Origin of the sequence: Mesorhizobium sp. M0678 (assembly GCF_040320505.1) — a bacterium.
GTDB lineage: Bacteria > Pseudomonadota > Alphaproteobacteria > Rhizobiales > Rhizobiaceae > Mesorhizobium.
Window position 1 is genome coordinate 24,730 of sequence record NZ_JAMYPT010000004.1, and the last position, 19,822, is coordinate 44,551.

A 19,822-nucleotide genomic window follows, 5' to 3' on the forward strand; every position below is an offset into this window, starting at 1 on the left:
AGATCAATACTGTATCAATTTGAGCCAAACCCGAAACCGGGATGCGATTGGAACGCGGGATGCATTTGACAAGGGCTGACCCCGGCCACCGATCCAGCCAGATGCGTGGGCCCTTGCCTGTGCACTTGCAGACCAGCGAAATGCTGATCCGCGAAATCGCGGCCGGACGGCTGGCCGACGGGGCGCGGCTGCCGCCCGAGCGCGAGATGGCCGCGAGCCTTGGGATTGCCGTCGGGACGCTCAGGAGGGCGCTGGCAGATTTGACCGAAAAGGGCCTTCTCGACCGCATCCAGGGCTCGGGTAACTATGTGCGGGCGCGCGGCGACTTGCTCGGGGTCTATGCCTTTTTTCGCCTGGAGCGCATCGGCGGTGGCGGCCTGCCGAGCGCCGACGTGCTGTCCGTCGAGCGACTGCCCAAGCCCGCCGACCTGCCGCAATTCGGCAGCGCCGGCGAAGCCCACCGTATACGCCGGCTGCGGCGGCTCGACGGCGAGCCGGCCGCGGTCGAGGAGATCTGGCTGGACGTCAGCCGCGCCGAGCGGCTCAAGCGCGAGGATTTGTCGGAATCCCTCTATCTCCACTACCGGCTCGCGCTCGGCTTTTCGATCGTTCGCGCCGAAGACCATGTTGCCGTCGCACCCGCGCCGGACTGGGCCCCGCTCGAATTCAGGCCACCGCCGGGGACGGTCGTGGGGTTCATAGAACGTATCGCCTGGGCTGGCGACGGCGCCAGCGCGGAATATTCCCGCAGCTGGTTCGATCCCGGCGCGGCGCGGTACGTCACGCGTTTCAGATAGGCCGGAGGAAGACGCAGCGTGACCAGATCATCGATCGGCTACGGCATCATCGGCTGCGGCATGATGGGCCGCGAGCATATCCGCAATATCGCTCTGTTGCCCGACGCGCATGTGGCCGCGATCGTCGAGCCGGACCCCGGCATGTTGGCGGCGTCGCTGGCGACGGCGTCGGGCGCGCGATCGGCGGCATCGATCGCCGAACTGCTGGCCATGGATGAGGTGGACTGCGTCTTGATTGCCAGCCCCAACCACCAGCACCTCGGTCAGATGGAGCAGATCGCCGCACTTCGACCACTGCCGGTACTGGTGGAAAAGCCGCTCTTCACCGAGGGCGCCGACGAGGGGCGGATCGCGGCGTTGAAAGCTCGGCTTCCGCTCGTCTGGGTGGCTATGGAATATCGCTATATGCCCCCCGTCGCCGTATTCGTCGAGCAGGCGCGCCACGCCGCCGGCGGCATCCGCATGCTGACGATCCGCGAGCACCGCTTCCCGTTTCTGGCCAAGGTCGGCGACTGGAACCGCTTCAACCGCAACACCGGCGGCACGTTCGTCGAGAAGTGCTGCCACTTCTTCGACCTGATGCGGCTGATCCTCGGATCCGACCCCGTCCGCGTGATGGCGAGCGCTGGACAGGCCGTAAACCATCTCGACGAACGCTATGGCGGTGAGAGGCCGGACATCCTTGACCATGGCTATGTGCTGGTTGATTTCGCGAGCGGCGCGCGCGCCATGCTGGAACTCTGCATGTTTGCTGAGGGCAGCCGCTACCAGGAGGAACTCTGCGCTGTCGGCGGCGACGGAAAGATCGAGTGTCTGGTGCCCGGACCAGGCCGTTTCTGGCCGACCCACCTTGGCCCTGCGCCAGTGCCCCAGTTGATCGTTAGTCCGCGCAATCCGCCTGGACCACGACTGCTGGAGATTCCCGTCGACCCCCGGCTGCTCGAGGCAGGCGACCATAACGGTTCGACCTATTTCGAGCACGCCCGCTTCACCGCTGCGGTGCGCGGACAGAGCAAGGTTGAAGTGACCTTACAAGACGGCTGGTGGGCCGTCGTCATGGGTCTCGCCGCCCAGAGATCGGCCTGCGAAGGCCGCGCCATCGAACTCGCCGGTGAATTCGCCTTGCCGACCTAAGGCCGACCACGCATTCACCAAACCATCGGGTCAGATGCGCCGACCGGTTGCTGCGTCGAACAGATGCGCACATGCGCGGTCGATTTCGATCCGCACCCCTTCGCCTTGCTTGAGCGCAAGCCTTTCTCGGAAGAGGCAGGAGATTTCTTCACCGGAGCAGTCGACCCTGGCGAAGATTTCGGAGCCGGTCGCCTCGAGAAGCGTGATCGTGCCCGGCACGCCCTGCCCGGTTGCCCGGATATGTTCCGGGCGAATGCCGTAGACGAGTTCGCGTCCCGCGGCATCCGCCGGCTGGGCGCCTTCCGGCAACGGCAGGATCAACCCGCCGGCGCTGCGGAACACGCCCTCCTCGATGCGGCCGGCAATGAAGTTCATGGCGGGCGAGCCGATGAAACCGGCAACGAAGAGGTTGGCCGGATGGTCGTAGAGGTCCAGCGGCGCGCCGATCTGCTCGACCAGGCCGTCATGCAGCACGACGATCTTGTCGGCCATGGTCATGGCCTCGATCTGGTCGTGCGTGACATAGATCGTCGTGGTACCCAGCCGCTGGTGCAGGGCCTTGATCTCGCCGCGCATCTGGACGCGCAATTTGGCATCGAGGTTGGAGAGCGGCTCGTCGAACAGGAAGACCTGTGGGTCGCGTACGATCGCGCGGCCCATGGCGACGCGCTGGCGCTGGCCGCCAGAAAGCTGGCGCGGATAGCGGTCAAGCAACTTTTCCAGGCCAAGAATGCCGGCTGCCTTCCGGACCCGGCCAGCGGTGTCGGCCGGATCGGCTCTCTTGATCTTGAGGGCAAAGCCCATATTGTCGGCAACAGTCATATGCGGATAGAGCGCATAATTCTGGAACACCATGGCGATGTTCCGGTCCCGCGCGCGCAGATTGTTGACCATACGTTCGCCGATGGCGATCTTTCCGCCGGAGATCGTTTCAAGGCCCGCAATCATGCGCAGCAGCGTCGATTTTCCGCATCCCGACGGGCCGACCAGGATGACGAATTCGCCGTCGGCGATGTCGACGCTGACGTCGTGAATGATCTTGGTGGCCCCGAAGGCCTTCTGCACGTTGTTGATCGTTACCGATGCCATTGGATCTTTCCTGAAAAAAGAGTGATGTCCGGGCGCGCGCTCAACCGCCCTTGACGGCGCCGGCGGTCAGCCCCGCCACGATCTGCCTTTGCGCGAACATGGTCAGGATCAGCACCGGCAACGTCACCACCAGCGCCGCCGCGGCGAGCGGCCCCCAGCTCACCTGCTCGTAGGACAGCATGTTGTAGACGGCGACCGGCAGTGTGCGCGTCTCACGGCTGGCGAGCACCACGCCGAAGACGAAATTGTTCCACGAGAAGATCACGGACAGGATGAAGGCGACGACGATGCCCGGCTTGGCGATGGGCAGGGCAACCAGCCGGAAAACCTGCCAGGAGCTGGCGCCGTCGATGTTGGCCGCCTCTTCCAGTTCCATCGGCGTGGTCTCGAAATAGCCGATCATCACCCACACCACGATCGGCACCGTCACCACCAGATGGATGATGATCTGCGGCCACAGCGTGCCGAGTATCCCGATCCATTGGAACAGCAGAAACAGCGGGATGAGATAGGATAGCCCAGGCGTCATGCGGGCGATCATGATGACGACCGCCGATCGTTCAGCCTTGAGCCGTGCGATGCCATAGCCGGCCGGTACGCCGATCAGCAGCGCCAGGAAGGTCGCCGTGCCGGTCACCAGAACCGAATTCCAGAGATAGAGCAGGAAATTGTTCTCCTCGAACACCTTTACATAGTTCGACCAGGCGAAGCGTTCGGGGATCAGGATCGGCGGATAGGCACCGTTGTCGATCTCGAATTTCAGCGACAGCGAGATCATCCAGAGGAAGAACAGGATCGCCGGCGAGACGAAAACCAGGGCAGCGAAAAACAGACCGATCTGGTTGAGCAGCCGTGAACTCATCTATTTGCCCTCCGTATCGATCCACTGCGAGCGTTGGCGCAGCATCAGCAGGACAAACGACAGGGCCACGATGACAATGAAGAACACCACGGCCATGGCCGAGCCGTAGCCGATATCGTAGTAGGAGAAGGCGGTGTTGTAGAGATAGATGTTGATGGTCTCCGACGCCGTTCCCGGCCCGCCCTGGGTCATCGCGTAGATGATGTCGAAGCTCTTCAGCGCATCGATGGTGCGGATGATGACCGCGATCATCAGGAACGGCGCGATCATCGGCAGAGTGAGATAGCGGAATTGCTGCCAGGCATTGGCGCCGTCGATCTCGGCGCTTTCGAAGGGCTCGCGCGGCACCGAGGCCAGCCCGCCAAGCACGATCAGCATGACCAGCGGCGTCCACTGCCAGGTCTCGACCGCAACCAGCGACGGGATGACCGTGTTGGCGTTGAATATCCATTCCTGAGCCGGGATGCCGACCAGCGACAGCAGGTAGTTGAGCACGCCAAGCTGAGGATGGAACATCATTGTCCAAACCAGTGCGACGGCAACGGGTGTCGCCATCATCGGCATGACGAAGACGCCGCGCAGCAAGCCGCGCAGCGGAAACCTGGCATCGAAGATCAGGGCGGCCAGAGTGCCCAGCAGCATCGGCGCTGCAACCGAGAGGAAGGTGTAGGTCAACGTATGAACAAGGGATTCCCAGAAACGTGGGTCGCTGGCCAGGCGGAGATAGTTTTCCATCCCGGCAAAGCTCCGCGACTGGCCGAGCGTCCAGCGATTGACGCTCATCCACAGGGTGAAAGCCCAGGGGAAAACGATGACGGCGCCGACGACGACGAGTGCGGGGACAACGAAAGGCCAGTAGTTGGGAGCCAGCCGGATCGTCTGGCTCCCGTCGATAACCGGCATCGTCACCCCGGTCTGTTCTGGGGTGGTGGCCGACATCAGCCCTGCTCGCTCCTATCGAGAACCGGCTGGAACTGTTCGGTGGCCTTCTTCAGCTCCGCGGCTGGATCGGCGCCGGCAATCATGTTGGTCAACGCCACACCATAAATGTCGCGGAATTCCGTGACCGGGATGATGACCGGCAGTGCCAGCCGACTGATATTGCCCGAGCCGACCACGGCATCAAGCCAGCTTGCCGGCATGGTGACGCCTTCGCGCACCTTGGGATCCTCCAGCACGGATTTGCGGAACGGAACGCCGGCGCCGGCCTGCAACAGCCGTGCACCCATGGTTGGCGATACCGCCCACTGGCAGAACAGATAGGCAGCCTCCTTCTTCTCGCTGGCGGCGGTAACGCCAATCCCGTCGCCGAAGGTGCCCGAGGCATGCGTCTTGGGACCCTTGGGCATCACGCCGTAACCGACCTTGCCGACCACCCTCGATTTTTCCGGATTTTCCATCGGCGGGGCAAAACCCACGCCGTCGAGCCACATGCCGATCTTGCCCTGCAGGAAGGCCGACTGTGCTTCGGCCCAGTTGAACCCGGTAACGCCCGGAGGGGCGGACTTGGTCATCAATCTTTGATAGAGCGCGGCAGCCTCGATCGCCTCGGGAGCCTCGGTGCGCAGCTTGCCGTTGTCATCTAGCGGCGTCATGTCGTAGCCGAGCATCAGCGACGTCCACACCGGCGTGTTTGCGTTCTTGAGCCCGCGGGCGACGAAGCCGTATGTATTGGTCGAGGGGTCGGTCAGCGCTTCGGCGGCTGCCACCAGTTGCTCGAAGGTCTCTGGGTATTTGAGGCCCTTGGCCTCGAACAGCTCCTTGTTCCAATACAGGATCCAGTAGTCCACCGAGAACGGTAGCGAGCGCAGCACGCCCTGGCCGTCCTTGGCAAACAGCATGCCGGCTTCGGCGAAGTCGCTTTCGACGAGCGCCGGGTCGGTGAGCGACGGATCGGCGAGATAGCCGGCGATGTCGGCCAGCCAGCCACCCTTCTCGAACTGGCGCTTCTGCACGTGGTAGCTCAGATGCACGACGTCGAAGCTCGGCTTGCCCGAGCTCAACTCGATCACCGTCTTCTGGCGCTGCTGCTGCTCGGGCGTTGCCTCGGCATTGACCTTGATGCCGGTCAGTTCCTCGAACTCGGCGAGATATTTCAGGATGGTGTCGCTGCGTGGGCTTTTCACCAGATTGACGTCAAGCGTCGTCCCGGCAAAGCGTTTCCAGTCAACGCCTGCGGCAAAGCCGGGGCGAAGCCCCACAAGGCCGGCAGCGGTTAGCGCCGCGGTTCCGGCAAGGAGTTGCCTCCTGGTTGGGTTGAACAGATTGGACGACATTTCTTCCTCCCGGTTGCTGTCGTTGTGGATGCGCCGCGAACCGCGGCGCGGCTATATTTCCTCAGATCTGGAGCGCCAGCCGGCGCGCATTGTCGATATGCAGACTGATCGCTTCAACCGCTTTTTGCGGATTGCGGCTCTCCATGGCTTCGATGACCGCCAAATGTTCGCGCATCACCGGCACCACACGACCGTCGATGCGGAAACGCTCCTGGTGGATCAGCCGGATTTTCACCGAGTTGACCAGATAGGCCTTGGCGATAATCTCGTTGCCGAGCGCATTGATGAAGGTGTCGTGCATCGCCCAGTCGATGTTCTGGGCCTTGGCTTCCATTTCCGGCGTCGGCGCCTGCCCGAGAGCTTGAGCCAGCATCTCTTCATGTTCTCGCCGCATGCGGGCAAGTTCGGCATCAGAAGCGCTGGTCGTGAATAGCGCCACTGCCTCGCGTTCCATGAACAACCGAAACTGAAACGCCTCGCGGATCAGATTGATATCGATATGCGCAATCTGCATGCCGCGCTGCGGGATGGTGGTCAGCAGTCCCTCGGCCTCGAGACGCGGGACGATCTCGCGAATGGCACCCAGCGGCAGCCCGGTGAAAGCGACCAGTTCGCGCTGTGACACGAACTGCCCCGGCCGCAGATCGCGGGCCAGCAAATGCCGCGTGAAGCTGGCATAGGCCTTCTCCCGGAGAGTGATCGGTTCGCTGCCGTCTTCCACTTCAGCTCGCTTCCTTGTCGGTCGGCCCGGCCTTGTCGGTCAGGCCGCCTCTGTCGCAAACAGCCTGTCGTAGGCAGCGGCAAGCTGCCGCTGTCCCTGTGGATCGATCGCCTCTAGGGGCGGGCGGACCGCCAGCCAGCGCTCGTCGCCGGTCTTGCGCGCGACCATGACCTTCACCGCCGGCGTGACCGGGTATTTGAGCAATTCGAGCACGAAGTCTTCGACGCGTGGGTCGTCGCCCCCGTTTTCGACCATTGCCCGGATTTCGCCGGTAACAAAATTAGCCATGCCGGAAATCGCGCCCTGTCCGCCGCGGCGCACGCTTCTTGCCAGATGCCGTTCGTCGCCGATGAGGATCACCAGATCGCCGTGCGCCTCAAGCAGCGCCTCACTGTAGCTCCAGTCCCCGCCGGAATCCTTCACCCCGGCCACCACAGCGGGAAAAGCGGCGCGCAGCCGGCTAATCAGCCTAAGCGGGAGCGGCACCATGGTGACTGAGGGGATGTTATAGAGCAGCACGTCGCGCGCCAGCGGACCGAGTGCGGCGAAGACGGCGGAAAACCATCCGAACAGCCCGTCCTCGCCGACATTCTTGAAGTAGCTCGGCGGAGCGAGCAGAATGTTGCGAACGCCGCGCTGCAAAGCGTGCCGAGCCTGATCGGCGGCATCTTCGGCTGCATCGACCAGCACGCCGGCAACGAGCTGATGTGCCGGAATACCGGCCGCCAGCATGGCTTCGGTGACGATCCGCCGCTCGTCGGTGCCGACCGAGGCTCCTTCGCCGGTGGTGCCGAACAGCGTCGCACTGCTGCAGCCGGCGCCAAGGCAGGCTCGGGCATGCGCGATCATCGGCGCGAGCGCTATCTGCCCCGACGGGTCGAAGGGTGTGGTCAGGGCAACCGAAAGACCAAAGCGGGAAGCCAATGCGATCTCCGTTGTAATCAATGTGGACGTAGCGTTAGCACGCTAACATGTCAGATGTAAACGGGTGATCTTGTCAACTCGGCATCGCCGAACGGCGCTGCCGCGGCAGCGCCATCCCCGATCATTTTCCGCCGCTCGAACATCACATATGCAGCTGTCCCCGAGCCTCTGCGGGATTGGCTGGACGAGGCAGCCTAAGCTCGATCAAGTGGCTACGAGGTGGCCGTCGCCAACATCTTCGAGCTTGAGTTTCCGGGGCTCGTCACCGATGCGCCGCACAGCGCTTGGAATTTCGCTGTCCAAACGGGCGAACCTGGCGCGGCGCCGGCCTGGATCGGGAACCGGAACGGCTTCGATCAGCCGCTTTGTGTAGGGATGGCGCGGGTTGGAGAAGATCTGGTCGCGGGTGCCCATCTCGACGATCTGCCCCAGATACATTACCGCCACGCGATCGGAGATGTTCTCGACCACCGCCATGTCGTGCGAGATGAAGAGATATGCGACGCCGAATTCGCGCTGCAGCTCCTTCAGCAATCTTAACACACGCGCCTGCACCGACACGTCGAGAGCAGAGACGCTCTCGTCGGCAATGATCAGCTTTGGTCGCAGCGCCAGCGCCCGCGCAATGCAGATTCGCTGGCGCTGCCCGCCGGAGAATTCGTGGGGATAGCGCTCCATCTGGTCAGCCGAGAGGCCGACGCGTTCGAACAGGGCGGCGATCTGGGCATGCCGTTGCTCTCTGTCGCCGAGGCCGTGGATCAGCAGAGGCTCGGCGACGAGATCGCCGACCCGCATGCGCGGGTCGAGGGACGCGAAGGGATCCTGAAAGATCATCTGCACATTGCGGCGGACAGCCTTGCGCTCCTTGCGGCTGAGCGCCGACAGGTCGTGGCCGCCGATTGAAATGCTGCCGGTGAAGGGCACCAGCCCGGCGATCGCCTTGGCCGTCGTCGACTTGCCGCAGCCCGATTCGCCGACCAGCGACAGGGTTTCGTGCGGCGCGATCGAGAAACTCACGCCTTCAACCGCGTGCACCCTGCGGTCAACGCGGCCGAAGAAGTCGCCGTGCAGGTCGAAGCGGACGTGAAGATCGCTGACAGATACAAGCTCGGCCGGCATGTTGGCGGCATCTTGTCGGTCTTCGGCCGTCCGTCCGCCGCCGATACGCGGCACGGCGGCCAGAAGTTCGCGTGTGTAGTCGGCCTGCGGGCGATTGAAGATGTCAGCCGCGCTGCCCTGCTCGACCATCCGGCCGTCGCGCATGATGATGACGCGGTCCGCCATCTCGGCGACGACGCCCATGTCGTGCGTGATCAGGATAACACTGGTGCCGTGCTCGCGCTGCAGGTCGCGCAGCAGTTCCAGCACCTCACCCTGAACCGTGACATCGAGGGCGGTCGTCGGCTCATCGGCGATCAGCACGTCCGGGTTCAGGGCCAGAGCCATGGCAATCATCACGCGCTGGCGCATGCCGCCTGAGAGTTCGTGAGGATAGTGCTCGAGCCGCCGTTCGGCATCCGGAATTCGGACTGCCTTCAGCGCCTCGAGCGCCCTCAGCCGCGAGTTGGAGCGCGACATCGAGGTGTGTGCCTCGATCGCCTCCGTGAGCTGACGGCCGATGGACAGCACCGGATTGAGCGATGTCATCGGTTCCTGAAAGATCATGGCAATACGGTCGCCGCGGATGCGGCGCATGCCGCTCTCGCTGAGAGCCGCGAGATCCTGATCGCCGAGCCGGATGGAGCCTGATCCGATGCGTGCCGCCGGCTGTGGCAGCAAGCCCATAATGGCTAACGCCGTCATCGACTTGCCGGAACCGGACTCGCCGGCGATGCAAAGCGTTTCGCCGCGCATCTGTCCGAATGTCAGGTCGGAGACGACGTCGCGCTCGCCCTCCTCGCCGCGCACGGCGACGCTCAGGCCTGAGACGCTGAGTACCGGCCTGACAGAGCCACTCTCCGCGGCGGCCTGCCTGGATCGTTTGATGTCCTCCACCTTCATTCAAAGACGCAGCGGGGGAAGTAGAACGAAACCACCCAGTTGGGCATGTCGACGATCTCGCTGATGCGCAGGTCACCGCAAACCGAGACGAGCATATAGGCATCTACCGGATCCATGCCGTAGCGGCCGGAGAGCAGGTCGATCATCTGGGAAACGGCGCTCTTGGCGCCGTCCATCAGATCCGGCCCGATACCGGTTGTCACCTCGTAGCCCTTGGCGTCGAGATGCCGCGACACCGGACCGGGTGTTGTGAAACGCGGCGTCCGCAGCCGGGCATCCTTGACCAGATCGAGCGTCAGCACGGCGTTCATGGGGCTCTCGATCGCCGTGCCGCAGACCTCGCCGTCACCCTGCGCGGCGTGCGTGTCGCCGACCGAGAACAACGCTCCCGCGACCTCTACGGGAAGGTAAAGCACGGTGCCGGCGGCGAGATCGCGGATGTCCAGATTGCCGCCCACGCGCCGCGGCGGGACCACCGAATGCAGACCCGGCTCAGCCGGGGCATTGCCGATGGTGCCGGCGAAGGGCTTGAGCGGCACCCGGCCGCTCTTGCCGAACAGCGCCGGTTCGAGCGAGGCGGCGTCGTACTTCCAGATATTCAGTGCCGGTTGGGTGAAGTCATCCGCCAACAGACCGAATCCCGGGATGTTCGCCGTCCAACCGAAGCCGGACGGCTTGAACGCCTCGATGGTGATTTTCAGGGCATCGCCCGGTTCTGCCCCGTCGACATAGATTGGCCCAGTGACCGGGTTCACCTTGGCAAAGTCGAGCAAAGCAACGTCGTCGACGGTGCTCTCCATCGTCAGCTGCCCGCCGGACGAGTCCAGGCACTGGAACTCGATCGTCGACCCTGGCGCCACCCGTTCGGCCGGGACAAAGGAATTGTCCCAGCCGAAATGATGGTGGCGCCCGTGGATGGTGTAGTCGCAGTTATTGCACATCGGTCACATACACATTGTCGTAGTTGATCGGGATGTGGACCGGGTCGACATAGAGGTTGTCGGCACCACCCATGCGGGTTGATTTCATGGTGAAACGCTGCTCGTTGAAGACCGGTGCCCAAGGCGCGTCTTCCATGATCTTGCCGTAGATCTCGCTCCACATCTTGGCGCGTTCGCCAGCCTTGGCCGGGTCGACGATGGAGTCGGCTTCGGCCGCCTTGGCGTCGAGCTCCTTGTTGCAATACCACGACCAGTTCCAGCCGCCCGGGACGGCACCAGCGCAGCCGAGGATCGGGCCGTAGAAGTTCGACGGATCGGGGAAGTCGGCGATCCAGGCCATGCCGCCGGACCAGATCATCGGCGCACCGGCCTTGTCACCGCCGGCGGCGATGACGTTGGCCTGCGCGAGCGACTGGATGCTGGCCTTGATGCCGACCGCCGCCAGATCCTGCTGAATGGCCTGCGCGATGCGCGGGTTGGGATCGGTGTTCATGGCAAACAGCTGCGTGTCAAATCCGTCGGGATGCCCGGCCTCGGCAAGCAAGGCCTTGGCCTTGGCCACGTCATAGGGATAGCCCTTGAATGCCTTGTCATAGCCGGGCATCGACGGCGGCAACGGCTGATTGGCCGGCACCGCACGGTTGTTGATCAGCTGGACGATGCGGTCCTTGTTGATCGCCATGTTGACCGCCTGCCGCACCTTCACGTTGTCGAAGGGCGCCATGGTGGTATTCATGGTGATATAGCCGGTGTGCAACTGGCCGCCCTCGACGACACGGGCCTTCTGCTCGGGATCGGCCATCACCTCCTGGAATTTCGCCGGCGGAATGCCGTCGCCGGGAACGTCGATCTCGCCTTTCTGGAGCCGCAGCAGCGCCACGATCGGCTCCTGGCCAATCTCAAAGGTGATCTTGTCGAGATGCGGCAGACCCTTGTGCCAGTAATCCGGGTTGCGCTCGAAGACCACGCGCTGGCCGAGCGTCCATTCGGCGAGCTTGAAGACGCCGGTTCCGACCGGATGTTTGCCGAAGTCCGCGCCGTATTTTTCGACTTCTTCCTTCGGCACGACATGCGAGAAGTTGATCGCCATGACATGCAGGAAGGTGGCGTCGGGCCGGGTCAGCTCGAATTTGATCGTGTAGGGATCGACGACGGTTATGCCCGCCAGGCTTTCCGCCTTGCCGGCAGCGACGTTGTCATAGCCTTTGATCGAGCCGAAGAAGCCGGCACCCGGGCTCTGTGTCTTTGGATTGGTGACCCGGTCGAGCGAATATTTCACGTCGTCGGCGGTCATCTCGCGGCCATTGTGGAACTTCACGCCGTGGCGCAGCTTGAAGGTGAAGGTCTTGCCGTCGGGCGCAATCTCGTAGCTCTCGGCAAGGTCGGGCCGCAGGTTGGTGGTGCCCGGCTCGTAGTCCATCAGCCCGTCGAACAGGCTCTTGATCATCGACCAGTTCTGCCAGTCATAGCCGATGGCCGGATCGAGCGTGGCGACGTCGTCCTTGTAGGTGATGGTGATCGCGCCGCCCTGCTTGGCATTCGGATCGACGGCGTCTTCGGCACGTACGCTTGTCATGCCAAGCACCAGCGCAAGCGCCGATGCCGCCACGGTCGATATCAGATATTTTCTCATGTCATGTTCCCTTTCTCTGGTTTTCTTGGTTTTCATCTGAGCTTGATGCGTGGATCGATGAACGGTGCGACAGTGTCGGCCAGGAGATTGCCGAGCACGATGGCAAAGGCCGAAACCAGGGTGACCCCCATGATGATCGGAATATCGATGCGCTGAATGGCCTGCCAGGCTAGCTGGCCGATGCCTGGCCAGCCGAACACGCTTTCGACAACCACGATGCCGCCCATGAAGATGCCGATGTCGATGCCGATCATGGCGATGACCGGCAGGATGGCGTTGGGCAGCGCGTGCCGGAAGATAATGGCGCTGCGTGCAAGACCCTTGGCACGCGCGGTACGCACGTAATCCTGGCGCAGCACGTCGATCATCGACGAGCGCATCATGCGGGCGTACCAGCCGGCACCGAGAATTCCCATGGTCAGCGATGGCAGCACCAGATGACGCCAGGTGCCGTAACCGCCGATCGGGAACCAGCCGAGCCGCACCGCGAACACATAAAGCAGCAGCAGGCCGACGACGAATTGCGGCGCCGAGACGCCGACGAAGGAGGCGACCATCAGCGACTGGTCGGTGGCGGTGCCACGCTTGACGGCGGCGATGAGGCCCATCGTCAGCCCGATCACGACTTCGCAGGCAATTGCGCCGAGCATCAGCAGCAGGCTTGCCGGGAGCCGCGAGACGATAAGCTCCGTGACCTCCGAGCGCTGGATGTAGGAGCGCCCCAGATCGCCGCTGAGCAGACTGATCAGATAGTGCCAATACTGGACGACGAAGGGCTGATCGAGGCCGAGCTGCCGGCGGATGTTCTCGACCGTCTCGGGCGTGGCGCTGCGGCCGGCGATCTGGCGGACGGGATCGGCGGGCAGCAGATAGAGCAACGCAAAGGTGATCAGGGAGACGCCGAGCAAGATGAGCACGGACTGGACAACGCGGCGGCCGAGATAGGCGATCATGCCCGCCCCCTTTGCGTCGGATCGAGGATGTCGCGCAGCGCATCGCCGACCAGGTTAAAGGCTAGCGCCAGCGCCAGGATCGCCGCACCCGGAAAGAAAACCAGCCAGGGCGCTGCCTGGAAATAGGTTTGGTTTTCGAAGATGATGTTGCCCCAGGAAGCAGTCGGCGGTTGCACGCCGATGCCGAGATAGCTGAGCGTCGCTTCAAGAAGCACCGTCGTCGAGATGCCGAGCGTGCCCCAGACGATGATCGTCGGCAAAAGGTGCGGCAGGATATGACGAAACAGGATGCGCGGGGCGCTTGCGCCGATGGTGCGCTCGGCATCGATGAACTCGCGCTCGGAGAGCGAACTTGTCTCGGTGTAGATGACGCGGGCGGTCTGCACCCAGTTCACCAATGCGATCACCATGGCGAAGATCCATAGGCTCGGCTGGAGCACCGCCGCCAGGCAGATGGCGAGCAGCAGCGCCGGGAAAGCCATCATCAAATCGGTGAAACGCATAAGCGCGCTGCCGATCCAGCCGCGGAAATAGCCGGCCGTGATGCCGACCAACGTGCCGATCAGAAGTGCCACGCCATTGGCGACGATGCCGATGATCAGCGACGTGCGCGCGCCGAAAAGGAGACGGGTCAGCAGGTCGCGGCCAAGCAGGTCGGTGCCCAGCCAGAATTGGGCCCCCGGCGGCAGTGGCGCGCCTTCAAGCGTGAGCCCGTCGAACATCTGCTCGTTTGGATCGTAGCCTGTCAGCCACGGTGCAAGAATGGCGCCGGCCAAGACAACGGCAATAATCCCGAGGCCGAGCAAAGCGAGAGGCCGTTTTAGCAGACGTCGCCAGACGCCGGCGCGAGGCTTGGCTGGCATACGCCCGGCGGCCGAAAGCTCAGGCGCGATCGGATTGGTCATCGTCGCCTTCTTCTTGTGTCATCGCCACGATCCTGCGCGCGGCTTCCTCGACACTGATTTGCCAGCTCATCGCCAGCGAGCGGAGCTGCGCATAGGCACGGCCGTCCTCGGCGCCCTTCGACAAGACCTCCACCGCGCGTACGATGGTCTGGCGCTCCGCGACCCGCTGACGAAGCGAGGCAATCTCGCTGGCCAGAAGCTTGCGCGCCTCGAAACTCTGCCTCGCAATCAAAAGCGCGCTATAGACGCCGGCATTGCCCACCGGTTTCAGCAACTGCGCATCGGCCTTGTGCGACAATGCCCATTCGACGCGCCCCGGCGCCTCGGAGCCGATCAGTGCTATCAGCGGCATCGGTGCCTCGCCCGGCTTCCACGGAAATTGCTCGTCAAAGCCGAGATCGACGTCGAAGAAGACGAAGTCCGCCGCCAAGGCTTCGGCCGGCAGTTCCGGCCAGAAGCCAATCGCCTCAAGGCCGATGGCCGACAATTGCCTTGTGATCGCCTGCACGGTCGGATGTGGACGATGCAGGACAAAAGCCCTGGCGCCTCCAAGGTTCGGGATACGCGCCATCTTGCTCACGACACCACCCGCAGGCGTGGCCGCCCGAACGTCTCCGTCCGGTCATAGCGGGAAAGGTAGGGATCGGGTGCCACGCCCTTCGTCAGCGTGACCGTTTTGAACGATGTTCCATCGATACGTCCGATTAGCACCGGCAAGGTAGCATGCTGGGTTTGCGGGTCGATGGCGATGTCGCCCAGTGGCGATCGAAATGAAGTTTCGGTAAAGACCTTGGGAAGGTCCGTCCATTGTGCACCGGGGTTGCGGGTGAGGATCTCGGCGAGCATGCGCACCGAGGCATAAGCCGCCGCCTCGAAGGATGAGGCCGGCATGACGGAAGGCACTGGAGCCGCACCGCGATCCGCCCCCGAGATGTCGTGAAAATAGGGCCCAACGGAAAGGTGGCCATCGCCTGCCCCATTGAGCGCCGGCAATTCGCATTCCGTGAGATTGCAGGACAGGATCGGGCAACGCTCCGGCCTGAAATGCGGGTCGCGCCGGCCAAGCTCCGCATAGGCAGCGATGAAGGCATAAGAAGAAGGGCCGATGAGATTGTTCAGAATGAAATCAGGTCTCGTCGCCTGTATCTCCGCGATCAGCCGCGCAACATCGACCTCGCCGAGCGGCAGATAGCGTTCGCCCAGCACCTTGCCGCCAGCGTCCGCAATCAGGTCGCGCGCCACGCGGTTGGTCTCCCAACCCCAGATGTAGTTGGAACCGAGCAGGAAGCCGTCGGCGCCGAAACGAGGCACGACATAGGCAAGCAGCGGTACGAGATGCTGATTGGGGCAGGCGTGCGTGTAGACGACATGCTCGTTGGCTTCGAAGCCCTCGTACGGGCAGGCGTACCACAGCGTGCCGCCTGCCCTCTCCAGGATTGGAATGACCTCCTTGCGGCTCCATGAGGTGATGCAGCCAATGATGTGACGCGCGCCGCTGTTGGCGAGAATGTCCGCGCAGCCGCTTGCATACCGATCGATGTTGCCCTGCGGGTCGCGCTCGATCGGGATGAATTCGAATGGGATAGCGGGAGCGGCGTTGACGTCGGCGATGGCGTTCATCGCACCCGCACGGCAGGATTCGGACACCAGCCGGTAGTTGCCGGACCGCGAATAGAGAATGCCGATCTCGATATGCCGTTTCAAGCAATGCCTCAAAATGACAATGCCCCGCAGCCACCGCCGCCAGGCGAGAGCATACGAGGCATTCTTGCCGCCCGGCGGTCAGAGCCGGTATTTGTCCTCACCGTATTACGCCCGCGCTCCCAGTCAAGAGCCGCCACGCGAAACTTTGGCCAGCCGAACCGGTTCGGCGCGGAGCACGCAACTCATGCCGCTGGTCGTGTAGAGTCCGCCAGGAACCAAAATTGCTGATGTCCAGGTATGGGGCCGGACAAACCCGGTTCGCTACCATTCAAAGCAACGACTTTAATATCGGTTTACCTGAATCTGCTAGCAGCAGTGACGCCGGTTTTTCGTCGGTCAAGCAAAGGGTTCCACCTTGCCGCAGCAATTCAGCACTCCGTTCTGTCACCGGGGCGATCGCAACTGGCCGAGGTTGCACGGCTTCATGGGCGTCGAGTTGGAACGCGCGCCCGATGTTCTCGTGCCTCGCGTCGCCTTGGCCCGGAAGCTCGGTGGATGGGACTTTGGTGGCGGGAGCCGGGCTTGAGCGTCATTCGCGCCTTGCAAGGCGCCGACCTCCCGGCAGTTGCGAACATGTTTCAGCGCGTGCTGTTGAAGGAGAGGACCGAAGCGCCGGCCTCTCTCGTGGAATACATGAAACGGTTTTATCTGGATGCGCCCGGTTGCGCAGACAACCTCCGGTCGCTTGTCCATGTCAACGACGCCGGTCGCGTCTCCGGATTTGTCGGCGTCCACGTCCTGCCGATGACGTTCAACGGCCGACAACTACGCGCGGCCATCTGTAGCTCGCTCATGGTCGAGGACCATGAGCACGACCCGCTGGCCGGCGCCCGCTTGCTGAAAGCTTACCTGGATGGTCCGCAGGACATCTCCTTCAGCGAGACGGCCAACGATATTTCCGTGAAATTGTGGACCCGGCTGCGCGGCGTGGTCCTGCCGCAATACAGCCTTGACTGGGTCCGCGTGATGCGCCCCGCGGCCTTCATGCTCAGCCTTTCCGCCAATCGCATGGCGCTTGCGCGAATGCTCAATCCGCTGGCGCGTACAGTCGACCGATTTTACTGCAGAAGGATGACATCCAGCGAACGACGTTGGTCGGGTGTGGCGGTGGACGGGGCAGGCCACGGAGCATTTCGTACATCCGAAATCGACAGCCACGCATTTGCCAGGCTCATCGAACCGTTTACCGCTCAATTCGCCCTGCGCCCGGAATGGACGAAAGGCCAACTCGACCACATCCTGACCGATGCGGCACAAAAGCCGGATCTGGGCGAGCTTGTCTACGTTTGTGTGACGTCGCCAGTCGGCACCAATGTCGGCGCTTTCGCCTATTACGCACGAAAGTATGAAATTGGTCGCGTGCTGCAGATCTTCGCCCTCCCCGGCCAGGCGGGCCCGGTGATTGACTGCCTGATCGATCACGCCGCCGCGCGCGGCGTCAGCGGCCTGCGCGGACGTATTCAACCTGCACTTCTGGAGGCGATGCTTGGACGACGCATTGCTTTCCTGACCGTTGCCTCAACGGTGGTACATTCACGTGATCCAGAGCTTTTGGACGCGATGAAGAACTCGCAAGTCTTCCTGAATGGGCTTGCGGGCGAGCAGTGGAGCCGGCTGATCGGCAGCCGTTTCAGCTGAGGCGGGATGCTTTCAAGTTGAACCGAGCATCCCGCTCTATCTATTTATTTTAGGCGCGTTTCCACTTGGCTGCAAAATGCTTGGGTCAAAACCCAATCACTCTGAACGACCGAGTTCGACCCTTTGCCGTCATCCAGTTGGGAGCGTCGCATGACGCGATCTGACCCTTGTCCGACATTCGGGCTCTCATGCAGCAAGGTACACAGACCCGAAAAGCTGTCTTTCAAGGGCGGCGGCAATGGCATCAACCTGCGACCTGCTGTAAGCTTGGAAAGCGGGTAACAATCCGCGTAGGATTGGGGGATGGAACGTCATCTCGCAGCCGTCCTGATTGCCGATGTCGTCGGCTATGGCCGCTTGAGCCAGATCGACGACGAGGGTACGCGTGCGCTTTTCCGAACCGACCTGAACGAAGTATTCGAGCCAAGGATCGCTGCGCACCATGGTCGACTGGTGAAAACCATGGGAGATGGGATGCTGGTCGAGTTCCACAGTGTGGTCGACGCCCTACGCTGCGCGGTCGAAATCCAGCAAGAGAAGGCGGAGGTGAACGTTCTCACACAGCCAGAACGGCGGCTTGATTTCCGCATCGGCATCAATCTGGGCGATGTTATCGTTGAGGGTGACGACATCCACGGCGATGCGGTGAACATCGCCGATCGGCTGCAAGGGCTGGCGGAACCTGGAGGAATCGCGATTTCCGCCACCGCCTGCGACCATGTGAGGGGAAAGGTGCCGATCGGCTTTGCCTCACTCGGCGTGCAGAAAATGAAAAGTATCGCCGAACCGGTTCGCGTGTACCGTGTCTTGATCGACCCCGCTACTGCGGGCAAGATCGTCGATGCCAAACCAGGCCTTTCTTCCGGCGACGACAGTAAGCCGCCGGTAATTGCGGTTTTGCCGTTCGAAAACCTGAGCGCCGACGACGGCTGGACGCGGCTGGCAGACGGCCTGTCGGCCGACATGATCGGCGACCTAGCGCGCTATCCCGACCTTGCGGTCATTTCGCGCCAGACCATGCAGTCCTATCGGGGACGGGCGAGCGACACACGCTCGGTTGGACGGGAACTGAACGCCGATTACCTGCTGGAAGGCACCCTCCAGGCGATCGGACAGCGTGTCCGCGTCGCGGTGCAGCTGGTCGACACCCGGACCGGAGCCAACCTTTGGTCGGCGCGGTTCGACGAGTCGACCGATGATTTTTTTCTCATGCAGGACAGCATCACACAGAACGTCATCAATGCCCTGGCAGGCACTTTCGGCAAGCTCGCCAATCTCGGGCGTGAGGTGGCTCGGCGGAAGCCTCCGTCGAGCCTGGGTGCTTACGACTGCTATCTACTCGGGGTGGAACTGCACGACAGATTCACGACCGATGCGAGAGCAGAAGCCATACGCATGCTGTCCCGCGCCGTGGAACTCGACCCCGGCTTCGCGCGGGCCTGGATGACGTTGGGATTGGCACATGCGGTCGATGCCTTCAATGCCTTCACGCCAGATTCAGCCGCTTCGGTCGAGCGCTGGCGAGAATGCGTGGAAAAGGCTCTGGCGCTCGACCCTACCGATCCGATGACGCGCCTTTACATGGGCGCTCTCCGCGCCATTGACGGCGATATCAGCGGGGCCGCAGAGGAATACGACCGGGCGCTGGCCCTGGCACCCAATGACGCCGATGTGCTGTCGATGCTTGCCTCAAGCCGAGCTCTCGTGTGTGGAAATCCGGAAGAAGGCTGTGCTCTTGCCGAACGGGCGCTTCGCCTCAATCCGCAGGCTCCGAGTTGGTACTACGCGCAGCTCGCCCGGGCGCGGTTCGTCGCCGGTCGCTATGCCGACAGTCTGTCGTCGCTGTGCCAAAGTCCGCCGGATATTCCCGTCACTCTGATGTTCCGTGCCCTGTGTCACGCGCTGCTCGAAGAGCCGGCGCAGGCGCAGTCGATCGCCAGGCGGATTGCCGTCGAGTTTCCAAGGTTCACCGTCGAGAACTTCATCCGAACCTATCCCGTCACCAATCCTCTGGCCCTCGCTGCGATTAAGGAAGGGGCTCGTCGCGCAGGTATAGCGTAGAGCCGAAAACGGTGCCTAGCTGAGGAGGGGGACGCGCTTCCTGGATATGCCACTTGGTAAGCCGGGCCCCGCTTCCTGCACAGGCTGAAGGTCTGCTTCGTAGCGCTAACTGGGCGCTGGCGTGACCCCTGCTAAGCTTCCGCTCCTGGCGCAACGTGCTCGTCTGGCAGATGAGACGAACGG

The 19,822-nt window shown here is 62.8% G+C and carries 17 protein-coding genes; 4 read left to right on the top strand and 13 right to left on the bottom strand.

Annotation, left to right across the window (positions count from 1 at the left end; genetic code table 11):
- Positions 1 to 140 precede the first annotated feature (140 nt).
- Both NKI29_RS09075 and NKI29_RS09080 read left to right on the top strand, forming a co-directional pair.
- A complete protein-coding gene (locus NKI29_RS09075; RefSeq protein WP_352745534.1) occupies positions 141 to 797 on the top strand; it encodes a GntR family transcriptional regulator in 657 nt (218 codons plus the stop codon).
- 60 nt (positions 798 to 857) lie between these two features.
- Positions 858 to 1,931 carry a Gfo/Idh/MocA family protein gene (locus NKI29_RS09080; protein WP_502894405.1) on the top strand — a complete coding sequence of 358 codons (1,074 nt, stop codon included), beginning with the start codon at positions 858 to 860 and terminating at the stop codon, positions 1,929 to 1,931.
- A 30-nt stretch (positions 1,932 to 1,961) separates the two neighbouring features.
- On the opposite strand, the gene NKI29_RS09085 is transcribed toward NKI29_RS09080, so the two are convergent.
- The 13 genes from NKI29_RS09085 to NKI29_RS09145 form a co-directional block, all read right to left on the bottom strand.
- Positions 1,962 to 3,020 (bottom strand): ABC transporter ATP-binding protein, encoded by a 1,059-nt coding sequence (locus tag NKI29_RS09085; protein WP_352571378.1) that lies wholly within the window; start codon positions 3,018 to 3,020, stop codon positions 1,962 to 1,964.
- Between the two features lie 40 nt (positions 3,021 to 3,060).
- Entirely contained in the window at positions 3,061 to 3,882 is an 822-nt protein-coding gene (locus NKI29_RS09090; RefSeq protein ID WP_352796009.1) for a carbohydrate ABC transporter permease, read from the bottom strand.
- Positions 3,883 to 4,785: a carbohydrate ABC transporter permease gene (locus NKI29_RS09095; RefSeq protein WP_245274609.1), complete on the bottom strand. Its 903-nt coding sequence runs from the start codon at positions 4,783 to 4,785 to the stop codon at positions 3,883 to 3,885.
- A 35-nt stretch (positions 4,786 to 4,820) separates the two neighbouring features.
- On the bottom strand, positions 4,821 to 6,158 hold the full coding sequence (locus NKI29_RS09100) for an extracellular solute-binding protein (protein WP_352796010.1): 1,338 nt from the start codon (positions 6,156 to 6,158) through the stop codon (positions 4,821 to 4,823).
- A gap of 61 nt (positions 6,159 to 6,219) precedes the next feature.
- Positions 6,220 to 6,879 (bottom strand): GntR family transcriptional regulator, encoded by a 660-nt coding sequence (locus tag NKI29_RS09105; protein WP_023674176.1) that lies wholly within the window; start codon positions 6,877 to 6,879, stop codon positions 6,220 to 6,222.
- Between the two features lie 39 nt (positions 6,880 to 6,918).
- Entirely contained in the window at positions 6,919 to 7,803 is an 885-nt protein-coding gene (locus NKI29_RS09110) for a dihydrodipicolinate synthase family protein (RefSeq protein ID WP_352796011.1), read from the bottom strand.
- Between the two features lie 204 nt (positions 7,804 to 8,007).
- Positions 8,008 to 9,804, bottom strand: coding sequence for an ABC transporter ATP-binding protein (locus NKI29_RS09115; protein ID WP_352796012.1), 1,797 nt, complete (start codon positions 9,802 to 9,804; stop codon positions 8,008 to 8,010).
- Positions 9,801 to 10,745: an acetamidase/formamidase family protein gene (locus NKI29_RS09120; protein ID WP_352635299.1), complete on the bottom strand. Its 945-nt coding sequence runs from the start codon at positions 10,743 to 10,745 to the stop codon at positions 9,801 to 9,803. Before NKI29_RS09120 ends, NKI29_RS09115 begins: the two co-directional genes overlap by 4 nt.
- Positions 10,735 to 12,378, bottom strand: coding sequence for an ABC transporter substrate-binding protein (locus tag NKI29_RS09125; RefSeq protein WP_352796014.1), 1,644 nt, complete (start codon positions 12,376 to 12,378; stop codon positions 10,735 to 10,737). The genes NKI29_RS09120 and NKI29_RS09125 overlap by 11 nt, the downstream gene beginning before the upstream one ends.
- A 32-nt stretch (positions 12,379 to 12,410) precedes the next feature.
- Positions 12,411 to 13,331 carry an ABC transporter permease gene (locus NKI29_RS09130; RefSeq protein WP_352635303.1) on the bottom strand — a complete coding sequence of 307 codons (921 nt, stop codon included), beginning with the start codon at positions 13,329 to 13,331 and terminating at the stop codon, positions 12,411 to 12,413.
- Positions 13,328 to 14,194, bottom strand: coding sequence for an ABC transporter permease (locus NKI29_RS09135; RefSeq protein WP_352796235.1), 867 nt, complete (start codon positions 14,192 to 14,194; stop codon positions 13,328 to 13,330). The genes NKI29_RS09130 and NKI29_RS09135 overlap by 4 nt, the downstream gene beginning before the upstream one ends.
- A 19-nt stretch (positions 14,195 to 14,213) precedes the next feature.
- Positions 14,214 to 14,816 (bottom strand): ANTAR domain-containing response regulator, encoded by a 603-nt coding sequence (locus NKI29_RS09140; protein WP_352455770.1) that lies wholly within the window; start codon positions 14,814 to 14,816, stop codon positions 14,214 to 14,216.
- Positions 14,813 to 15,940: a transporter substrate-binding protein gene (locus NKI29_RS09145; protein WP_352635305.1), complete on the bottom strand. Its 1,128-nt coding sequence runs from the start codon at positions 15,938 to 15,940 to the stop codon at positions 14,813 to 14,815. The genes NKI29_RS09140 and NKI29_RS09145 overlap by 4 nt, the downstream gene beginning before the upstream one ends.
- 522 nt (positions 15,941 to 16,462) lie before the next feature.
- Here NKI29_RS09145 and NKI29_RS09150 point away from each other — a divergent pair.
- A complete protein-coding gene (locus NKI29_RS09150) occupies positions 16,463 to 17,578 on the top strand; it encodes a hypothetical protein (protein WP_352635307.1) in 1,116 nt (371 codons plus the stop codon).
- Positions 17,579 to 17,881: 303 nt separating this feature from the next.
- A complete protein-coding gene (locus tag NKI29_RS09155; protein ID WP_352796016.1) occupies positions 17,882 to 19,639 on the top strand; it encodes an adenylate/guanylate cyclase domain-containing protein in 1,758 nt (585 codons plus the stop codon).
- The last annotated feature ends 183 nt before the right edge of the window (positions 19,640 to 19,822 follow it).

Bases quoted from the DNA above. Each gene is read 5' to 3' on its own strand.
- NKI29_RS09075 (WP_352745534.1), top strand. From the start codon at position 141: ATGCTGATCCGCGAAATCGCGGCCGGACGGCTGGCCGACGGGGCGCGG.
- NKI29_RS09080 (WP_502894405.1), top strand. From the start codon at position 858: ATGATGGGCCGCGAGCATATCCGCAATATCGCTCTGTTGCCCGACGCG.
- NKI29_RS09085 (WP_352571378.1), bottom strand. From the start codon at position 3,020: ATGGCATCGGTAACGATCAACAACGTGCAGAAGGCCTTCGGGGCCACC.
- NKI29_RS09090 (WP_352796009.1), bottom strand. From the start codon at position 3,882: ATGAGTTCACGGCTGCTCAACCAGATCGGTCTGTTTTTCGCTGCCCTG.
- NKI29_RS09095 (WP_245274609.1), bottom strand. From the start codon at position 4,785: ATGCCGGTTATCGACGGGAGCCAGACGATCCGGCTGGCTCCCAACTAC.
- NKI29_RS09100 (WP_352796010.1), bottom strand. From the start codon at position 6,158: ATGTCGTCCAATCTGTTCAACCCAACCAGGAGGCAACTCCTTGCCGGA.
- NKI29_RS09115 (WP_352796012.1), bottom strand. From the start codon at position 9,804: ATGAAGGTGGAGGACATCAAACGATCCAGGCAGGCCGCCGCGGAGAGT.
- NKI29_RS09120 (WP_352635299.1), bottom strand. From the start codon at position 10,745: ATGTGCAATAACTGCGACTACACCATCCACGGGCGCCACCATCATTTC.
- NKI29_RS09125 (WP_352796014.1), bottom strand. From the start codon at position 12,378: ATGAGAAAATATCTGATATCGACCGTGGCGGCATCGGCGCTTGCGCTG.
- NKI29_RS09130 (WP_352635303.1), bottom strand. From the start codon at position 13,331: ATGATCGCCTATCTCGGCCGCCGCGTTGTCCAGTCCGTGCTCATCTTG.
- NKI29_RS09135 (WP_352796235.1), bottom strand. From the start codon at position 14,194: ATGCCAGCCAAGCCTCGCGCCGGCGTCTGGCGACGTCTGCTAAAACGG.
- NKI29_RS09155 (WP_352796016.1), top strand. From the start codon at position 17,882: ATGGAACGTCATCTCGCAGCCGTCCTGATTGCCGATGTCGTCGGCTAT.